The 6,886-nt window shown below is 59.0% G+C and carries 6 protein-coding genes and 2 tRNA genes; 5 read left to right on the forward strand and 3 right to left on the reverse strand.

Features of this window, described 5'->3' with window-relative positions; translation table 11 throughout:
• Positions 1 to 34: 34 nt before the first annotated feature.
• Positions 35 to 1,390: a TrkH family potassium uptake protein gene (locus AB5Y67_RS19875; protein ID WP_150390141.1), complete on the reverse strand. Its 1,356-nt coding sequence runs from the start codon at positions 1,388 to 1,390 to the stop codon at positions 35 to 37.
• Positions 1,387 to 2,040, reverse strand: a complete 654-nt coding sequence (locus tag AB5Y67_RS19880; protein ID WP_005339863.1) for a TrkA family potassium uptake protein — start codon at positions 2,038 to 2,040, stop codon at positions 1,387 to 1,389. The genes AB5Y67_RS19875 and AB5Y67_RS19880 overlap by 4 nt, the downstream gene beginning before the upstream one ends.
• 127 nt (positions 2,041 to 2,167) lie before the next feature.
• Here AB5Y67_RS19880 and murB point away from each other — a divergent pair, with 127 nt between their 5' ends.
• Together murB and birA are read left to right on the forward strand one after the other, a co-directional pair.
• The gene (gene murB / locus AB5Y67_RS19885; RefSeq protein WP_368208064.1) at positions 2,168 to 3,205 is read left to right on the forward strand and encodes a UDP-N-acetylmuramate dehydrogenase; all 1,038 of its coding nucleotides are present in this window, start codon (positions 2,168 to 2,170) and stop codon (positions 3,203 to 3,205) included.
• The gene (birA, locus tag AB5Y67_RS19890) at positions 3,202 to 4,167 is read left to right on the forward strand and encodes a bifunctional biotin--[acetyl-CoA-carboxylase] ligase/biotin operon repressor BirA (RefSeq protein ID WP_064338928.1); all 966 of its coding nucleotides are present in this window, start codon (positions 3,202 to 3,204) and stop codon (positions 4,165 to 4,167) included. Before murB ends, birA begins: the two co-directional genes overlap by 4 nt.
• A 78-nt stretch (positions 4,168 to 4,245) precedes the next feature.
• Here birA and coaA read toward each other — a convergent pair whose 3' ends face one another.
• Positions 4,246 to 5,184, reverse strand: coding sequence for a type I pantothenate kinase (coaA, locus tag AB5Y67_RS19895; RefSeq protein ID WP_005339877.1), 939 nt, complete (start codon positions 5,182 to 5,184; stop codon positions 4,246 to 4,248).
• 263 nt (positions 5,185 to 5,447) lie between these two features.
• Here coaA and AB5Y67_RS19900 point away from each other — a divergent pair.
• The 3 genes from AB5Y67_RS19900 to tuf form a co-directional block, all read left to right on the forward strand.
• A tRNA-Tyr gene (locus AB5Y67_RS19900) sits at positions 5,448 to 5,532 on the forward strand.
• Positions 5,533 to 5,570: 38 nt separating this feature from the next.
• Positions 5,571 to 5,645 (forward strand) — tRNA-Gly (locus tag AB5Y67_RS19905).
• A 168-nt stretch (positions 5,646 to 5,813) separates the two neighbouring features.
• The coding region (gene tuf, locus AB5Y67_RS19910) for an elongation factor Tu (RefSeq protein WP_021229319.1) at positions 5,814 to 6,886 on the forward strand (1,073 nt) is incomplete at its 3' end.

A 6,886-nucleotide genomic window follows, 5' to 3' on the forward strand; every position in this document is an offset into this window, starting at 1 on the left:
GGGCAGCCAGTGGCTGCCCCGTTTTCATAACCGGTCAGCCGGTATAGACGTTCTCTTCCGGATAACGGATGCGGGTCTCGACCGGGCGGGCCAGCATAAAGGCCAGGGTCAGCGGGCCGAGACGGCCGCAGATCATCACCAGCACCAGGATCAGCTTGCCCGGCTCGCTCAGGGAGGCGGTGATGCCGGTGGAGAGGCCGACGGTGGCAAACGCCGAGATGGTCTCGAACATGATTTTGTCGAACGGCAGATCCTCGGTCACCATCAGCAGGAACATCGCCAGCATCAGCACCATGGTGCTGACGATGATGATGGCCAGCGAGCGGGTCACGATCTGGGGCGACAGGGTGCGACCAAAAGCGGTGACATGGGGTCGTTTGGTCAGAAACGCCTTGGTCGCCAGTAGCACCACGGCGAAGGTGGTGACTTTGATACCACCACCGGTGGAGGTGGCACCGGCACCGATAAACATCAGCATCATCAGGAACAGCAGCGCCGCCGGGGTCATCAGCCCGATATCTATGGTATTGAAACCGGCGGTACGGGCGCTGGCAGACTGGAAGAAGGCAGCCAGCAGCTGGCCACCGATACCGGCCTTGCCGAGGGTGCCCGGGTTGTTGTGTTCCAGCAGCCAGAACATAAAGGTACCGGCCAGCAGCAGCGCCGGGGTCATCAGCAACATCAGCTTGCTGTGCAGCTTCAGCTTGCGCCAGCGGCGGTTGCGCACCAGATCGACGATGACGGTAAAGCCGATCCCCCCCAGGATCAGCAGACCGGCGATGGTCAGGCTGATGATGGGGTCGTCCCTATAGTCGATGAGGTTGTTGGCAAAGAGCGAAAACCCGGCGTTGTTGAAGGCTGATACCGCGTGGAAGAAGCTGACATAGAGGCCGTGCACCCACCCCATCTCGGGCACCCAGCGGATCGCCATGATGCCGGTACCGATCAGTTGGGCGATAAAGGCGAACAGCACGATCCGTTTGACCAGCTGGATGATGTTGACCGAGCCCTCCTGTCCCAGCGCCTCCTTGGCCAGCACCTGTTGGCGCAGACCGACCCGCTTGCTGAAGATGGCGATCAGCAGCAGGGTCATGGTCATCTGGCCCAGACCGCCGATCTCCATCAGCATCAGCAGGAAAATCTGCCCCTGCAGGGTGAAGGCGGTGCCGGTATCCACCACGCCAAGACCTGTCACGCTGATGGCCGAGGTAGCGGTAAACAGGGCGTTGACGAAGGTGACCTCGCCATTGTGGCTGGAGGGTTGCACCAGAAAGATGGTGCCAATCAGCAGAATGATCAGAAAGCTGCCGAGGATCAGCCGGGCTTCGCTCCAGCGAGAGTCCTGCTCCCGATGGAGGGCGAAGGCGTAGCTGCTGCGCCAGTTGATCATAGGGTTTCGAGCCAGTGGTCGATGGCGTGCTTGTTGCCCGCCAGGATCAGGATGTCGCCCAGTTGCAACTCCATCTTGCCGGTCAGTACGTTGTGCAGCACATCACCACGCTTGATGGCGAGCAGCTGGAAATCGCTCTGTTGCAGCAGGTGGAAGTCGCCTAGTTCCCGGCCGTTCTGTTGCAGGCCAATCACGAACTCGGTCAGCACCATGTCGTGGCCCAGCTCCAGATAGTCGAACAGCCGGTTGTCCAGCATGCTCTGGGCGACCCGGCGTCCCATGTCCCACTCTGGGTTGATCACCTTGTCGGCGCCCACTTTCTGCAGGATCTTGGCGTGGAACTTGTCGCGCGCCTTGACCCACACCTTCTTCACGCCTGCCTCTTTCAAGACGAGGGTGGTGAGGATGCTGGTCTCCAGGTTGTCACCGATGGCAACGAAGACGATATCGAAATTGGCCAGTCCCAGCTCGGCTACGGTGGCCTCGTCGGTAGCATCCGCCACGATAACGTGATTGCAGAGGGCGGCGATTTGCCGGGTCTTGCTCTCGTCGATATCGATGGCCAGTACTTCGGCATCTTGCCGTTGCAGCTCTTCGCACAGGGCGCTGCCAAACAGGCCCAGGCCGATGACGGCAAACTGGTTGTTCATGAGTTGTTCCTCAGCAGTTGAAGTCGCCTACTCTAAACCACTGCTATTCCCCCGAAAAGGGCTCGGGTTTTTCGTCATGGGGCAACTTGAGGTAGACTGCGCCCTTGCACCAAGCCGGGATAGACCGATGAAACTGAATGCCAACGCCTCCTTGTTGAAGCTCAACACCCTTGCCCTCGATGCGTACTGCCTCTGGCTGGCCGAGGTGGAGCAGGTTGCCGATCTGGCAACCCTGCGTGCCGATCCACAGCTCAACCAGCTGCCGCGCCTCAATCTGGGCGGCGGCAGCAACATGCTCTTCACCACCGATTTTCTCGGTCTGGTGGTGCTCAACCGGCTCAAGGGGATTACCGCTGAAGATGGTGGCGATCACTGGTTGCTCCATGTGGCGGCCGGTGAAGATTGGCATCAGCTGGTGCGCCATACCTTGCAACAGGGCTGGTTCGGGCTGGAGAATCTGGCGCTCATTCCCGGTACGGTCGGTGCAGCGCCGGTGCAGAACATCGGTGCGTATGGCGTTGAGCTGGCCGACTTCTGCGCCTATGTCGAGGCGTTCAACTGGCAGAGTGGCGAGATTGAACAGATCGTGGCGGCAGAGTGCCGCTTCGGTTATCGCGACAGCATCTTCAAACACGAGTATCAGGATTCCCACCTGATCACCGCCGTCGGGCTCAAACTGCCCAAGGCGTGGCGGCCGGTGCTCGGCTATGGCCCGCTGGCGGCGCTCGGTGATGAGCCTCCGGCGCAGGCTATCTTCGATACCGTCTGTGCCACCCGCATGGCCAAGCTGCCGGATCCTGCGGTGCTCGGCAATGCGGGCAGCTTCTTCAAGAATCCGGTGGTGCCTGCCGCGCTGGCGGAGAATCTCAAGGCGCGCTATCCGCAGATGCCCTGCTATCCGGCCGGAGAAGGACAGGCCAAGCTGGCGGCAGGCTGGCTCATCGATCAGTGCGGTTTGAAAGGTTTCGCCATTGGCCGTGCCGCTGTTCATCAGGAGCAGGCACTGGTGCTGGTCAATCTGGGGGGCGCCAGTGCCATGGAGCTGATCGCGCTGGCGGCCCATGTCCGCGACAGCGTGGAGCAGACGTTTGGCGTGGTGCTGGAGCATGAGGTGCGCTTTATGGGCGCGCACGGTGAAACATGGCTCGACGAGGTGCTCTCATGACGTTGACTCCTATCAGGCAGACTCTGATCACCCTGCTTAGCGACGGCCAGTTTCACTCCGGCGAACAGCTGGGTGAGCAGCTCGGCATCAGCCGGGCGGCGGTGAGCAAACACATGGCGGCGCTCAAGGAACTGGGGCTGGATCTCTTTAGCCTGACCGGCAAGGGTTACCGGCTGGCGGTGCCGATGGCGCTCTATGATCAGGCTACCTTGCAGGCACTGGCCCCGATGGCGCCGGTGCACTGTTTTCCGGTCATTGGCTCGACCAACCAACACCTGCTGGATCGGGTCAATGAGCTGCGCTCCGGCGAGAGCTGTCTGGCCGAGTGTCAGACAGCCGGGCGCGGTCGTCGTGGCAAACCCTGGATTTCGCCGTTTGGTTGCCAGCTGATCCTCAGCATGTACTGGCGACTCGAGCAAGGCATGGCGGCGGCCATGGGGCTGAGTCTGGCGGTCGGCGTGGCAGTGGTTGAAGCGCTGGAGTCCCTTGGTTATCAGGGGGTCGAGCTCAAGTGGCCGAACGACCTCTACTATCAGGGCCGCAAGCTGGCGGGAATACTGGTGGAGATGAGCGGTAGCGCCGGGGCCAGTTGTCATCTGGTGATCGGCATCGGTCTCAATCTGGCGATGCCTGCCCGCGAAGGTGAGAAGATCGATCAGGCCTGGGCCGAGCTGCGTCACATTAATCCGGAACTGGTCGATCGCAATCAGTTGGCAGCCCGGATGATCGTCCATCTGCAGCGGGCGCTGCACACCTTTGAGCAGCAGGGGCTGGTAAGCTTTGTCGATGAGTGGAACCGGCTCGATCACTTTGCCGGTCGCCCGGTGCGCCTGCTGATGGGGGATCAGGAGATCCGCGGCATCGCTCGTGGTATCGACGATCGCGGCGCCCTGCGACTGGAGACAGGCGAAGGGATCAAATTCTATCTGGGGGGCGAGCTCTCCCTGCGCCGGGGCGACTGAGGGTCAGCAAGGCCGCTCATGATGCCAAACAGAAGAGGGGCCCGCGGGCCCCTCTTCGTTATCCGGCAACGGCAGTCATCATTTGCGCAGCTTGATCTGCTCGATGGCGTGCTCATGGCCCTTGGTCATGATCAGGTTGGCACGCTCACGCGTTGGCAGGATATTTTCCTGCAAATTCAGATAGTTGATATCTTGCCAGATGTTGCTGGCGATCTGGGTCGCCTCACTCTCCGCCAGCTTGGCGTAGTTATGGAAGTAGGAGTCGGGATCCGAGAAGGCGCCGCTGCGGAATTTCAGGAAGCGTTCGATATACCAGGTACGCAGCAGTTCGGCATCGGCATCTACATAGATGGAGAAGTCGACGAAGTCCGACACAAAGACCCGATGGGGCTCCTGAGGGTAGTCCATGCCGCTTTGCAGCACATTGAGCCCTTCCAGGATCAGAATGTCCGGCTGCTCCACCACCTTCTTCTCATCGGGAATGATGTCGTAGATAAGGTGGGAGTAAACCGGCGCTTCGACCTTCTCGTGACCGGCGCGGATATTGGCGACAAATTCCACCAGATGGCGGATATCGTAGGATTCCGGGAACCCCTTGCGGCGCATCAGGCCGCGCTCTTCCAGTACCTTGTTGGGATAGAGGAAGCCGTCGGTGGTGACCAGCTCCACCCGCGGGTGTTCCGGCCAGCGCTCCAGCAGGGCCTGCAGAATACGGGCCGTGGTACTTTTGCCCCCCGCCACGCTGCCGGCAATGCTGATGATATAGGTGCCCTTGCCGCGGGACTGGCCGAGGAACTGCTCCAGCACCCGGCTGCGACGCTGTTTGGCTTTGACATAGAGATTGAGCAGGCGGGAGAGAGGCAGATATATCTCTTCCACTTCCCGCAATGACACCTTCTCGTTGATCCCGCGCAGGGTCTGCAGATCGTGTTCGGTCAGGGTCAGGGGGACCGAATCGCGCAATAACGCCCATTGTTCGCGGGTGAATTGCAGATAGGGGTTATGCTCTGTCGTCATGGTGTCATCACTGTTTCTTGGGCACGGCGACCATACACCAAGGGTGGGGGAGCGACAAGGGACGCAGCAGGATTGGCTTGTTTGCCCCCGCTTTTTTGCAAACTTCCCAGCAATAAAGCATATTTTGCCGGGTTCAATGGTTGCATCCCCCAAAACCTTACAATAAAATGCGCGACGCTTGACTGTCTGTCGTCTATTTGCCGTGCAAAAGCGATAAACACAACGGGTGCAAGCAGAATTACCGTTGTGACAATCTGGCGTCTGGAGGGGTTCCCGAGCGGCCAAAGGGATCAGACTGTAAATCTGACGGCTCTGCCTTCGAAGGTTCGAATCCTTCTCCCTCCACCATATTTCTCTGCGGTTTGAGTTCTTTGGGTTAGAGAAATGCGGGCATCGTATAATGGCTATTACCTCAGCCTTCCAAGCTGATGATGCGGGTTCGATTCCCGCTGCCCGCTCCAAGATGCTGATATGGCTCAGGCGTTAGCAGAGCCGCACCCTAGGGTGAGTTCGGCAAGCGAACCAGCCATCAGTACCTCTCTCTTTCCCACCAGATTCAAATCCATCATATAAACTGTTCTGTGGTTAGCTTGCCACCGCGTACTCAGCGTTAGTTTAGAGGGACGATCATGTCTAAAGAAAAATTTGAGCGTAATAAACCGCACGTTAACGTGGGTACCATCGGCCACGTTGACCACGGTAAAACCACCCTGACTGCAGCTATCACCAACGTGCTGGCCAAGCACTTCGGTGGTAAAGCTTTCGCCTTCGACCAGATCGACAAGGCACCGGAAGAGCGTGAGCGTGGTATCACCATCAATACCTCCCACGTAGAATACGACACCGCTACCCGTCACTACGCCCACGTAGATTGCCCGGGTCACGCCGACTACGTTAAAAACATGATCACCGGTGCTGCCCAGATGGACGGCGCGATCCTGGTAGTAGCAGCGACTGACGGCCCGATGCCGCAGACTCGTGAGCACATCCTGCTGGGTCGTCAGGTTGGTATCCCGTACATGATCGTGTTCATGAACAAGTGTGACATGGTTGATGACGAAGAGCTGCTCGAACTGGTTGAGATGGAAGTTCGTGAACTGCTGACCGAGTACGACTTCCCGGGTGATGACCTGCCGGTAGTTCGTGGTTCCGCACTGAAAGCGCTGGAAGGCGACGCTCAGTGGGAAGAGAAGATCATCGAGCTGGCTGGCCACCTGGATACCTACATCCCGGAGCCGGAGCGCGCGATTGACCAGCCGTTCCTGATGCCTATCGAAGACGTATTCTCTATCGCTGGCCGTGGTACCGTAGTTACCGGTCGTGTAGAGCGCGGTATCGTTAAAGTAGGTGAGACCGTAGAAATCGTTGGTATCAAAGATACCGTTTCTACCACCTGTACCGGTGTTGAAATGTTCCGTAAGCTGCTGGACGAAGGTCGTGCAGGCGAGAACATCGGCGCGCTGCTGCGTGGTGTTAAGCGTGAAGACGTAGAGCGTGGTCAGGTACTGGCCAAGCCGGGTTCTATCAAGCCGCACACCAAGTTCGAATCTGAAGTGTACGTACTGTCCAAAGAAGAAGGCGGTCGTCATACCCCGTTCTTCAAAGGCTACCGTCCGCAGTTCTACTTCCGTACTACCGACGTGACCGGTACCATCGAACTGCCGGAAGGCGTAGAGATGGTAATGCCGGGCGACAACATCAA

The sequence above is a fragment of the Aeromonas sp. s12 genome (assembly GCF_040907925.1).
In the GTDB taxonomy this organism is placed as follows: Bacteria; Pseudomonadota; Gammaproteobacteria; order Enterobacterales; family Aeromonadaceae; genus Aeromonas; species Aeromonas veronii.

Bases quoted from the DNA above. Each gene is read 5' to 3' on its own strand.
- AB5Y67_RS19875 (WP_150390141.1), bottom strand. From the start codon at position 1,390: ATGATCAACTGGCGCAGCAGCTACGCCTTCGCCCTCCATCGGGAGCAG.
- AB5Y67_RS19880 (WP_005339863.1), bottom strand. From the start codon at position 2,040: ATGAACAACCAGTTTGCCGTCATCGGCCTGGGCCTGTTTGGCAGCGCC.
- murB (WP_368208064.1), top strand. From the start codon at position 2,168: ATGAAACTGAATGCCAACGCCTCCTTGTTGAAGCTCAACACCCTTGCC.
- birA (WP_064338928.1), top strand. From the start codon at position 3,202: ATGACGTTGACTCCTATCAGGCAGACTCTGATCACCCTGCTTAGCGAC.
- coaA (WP_005339877.1), bottom strand. From the start codon at position 5,184: ATGACGACAGAGCATAACCCCTATCTGCAATTCACCCGCGAACAATGG.